The organism is Neobacillus citreus, from assembly GCF_018343545.2.
In the GTDB taxonomy this organism is placed as follows: domain Bacteria; phylum Bacillota; class Bacilli; order Bacillales; family Cytobacillaceae; genus Neobacillus; species Neobacillus citreus.
This window is the reverse complement of the sequence record NZ_JAGYPE020000144.1, coordinates 1-1127: the sequence shown is the minus strand read 5'-3', so window position 1 is coordinate 1127 and position 1127 is coordinate 1. Positions and strand designations below refer to the sequence as shown.

1 protein-coding gene is annotated in these 1127 nt (G+C 42.2%); it reads right to left on the bottom strand.

The genetic code is table 11. The features are described 5' to 3' along the window. Positions 1-75: 75 nt before the first annotated feature. A partial coding sequence (ltrA, locus tag KHB02_RS29625) for a group II intron reverse transcriptase/maturase (protein ID WP_241114205.1) occupies positions 76-1127 on the bottom strand: 1052 nt, incomplete at its 5' end.

Genomic DNA, 1127 nt, shown 5'->3' with positions numbered 1-1127 from the left:
AATCGAGTAGGAGGGGGTGACTAACCCCCGACCTCTCACACCACCGTACGTACCGTTCGGTATACGGCGGTTCTATTAAGATTGACGAAGAATTTCATAACGATTATATAGACTTTTCAACCCTCGTTTATTCCAATAGGAATTATCGAGGGTTTTGTGTAATATTGGGCTACATGCGACCCTCCAATATTTCTTTCTGGAGTTACCCCATTCATGCGCTTTGTAATCAGGGACACCTAAACCAATCAGTTTTCTAACTCTGGTTTTAGGTTTCTTCCACTGTTTCCATTCGCACATTCTAAGCCTTCTTCTTATCCATTCATCGAATTCTTTGAATTTGCTTGGTGTGTCAGCCAAAGCGAAGTACCCACACCATCCTGTTAGATAGCGGTTTAACATTTCAATCCTTACTTCCAAAGGAAAAGGTTTTGACCGAGAGGTAAGTTCTCGAATCTTCGTCTTGAAGCGTCTAATGCTTTCTTTCGTAATTCGCACCTTCGGCTCTTTATTCCAGGTAAAACTGAAACCAAGAAACTTTCGTTTCCACGGACGGTCAACTGCCGATTTATACCTGTTTACCTTCAACTTTAGTTTCTGCTCAATAAACGTCGTAATGGACTCCATTACACGGTCCCCTGCTTTTAATGATTTAACATAAATGTTGCAGTCGTCCGCATAACGGACAAATTTATGCCCCCTGGTTTCCAATTCTTTATCCAGCTTATCAAGAATTATGTTTGAAAGGAGAGGACTGAGAGGTCCTCCTTGCGGAGTGCCTTCCTCCGTTAACTGTACTACCCCATTAAGCATTACACCTGATTGAAGATATTTCCGGATTAGTTTGAGGAGTGTGCGGTCTTCAATTCTTTTAGCGAGTATTCCCATCAATTTGTCATGATTGACTTTATCAAAGAATTTCTCTAAGTCCATATCAATTACCCAACGGAACCCCTCCTTGATATATCCCTTTGCCTTTCTCACCGCATTATGGGCACTCCTGTTAGGTCGGAAGCCATAGCTGTTTTTAGAAAAGGTAGGGTCAAAGATTGGCGTTAATATTTGGGCAATTGCTTGTTGGATGAAACGGTCTGTCACAGTTGGTATGCCTAAAAGCCTTACCCCGCCGT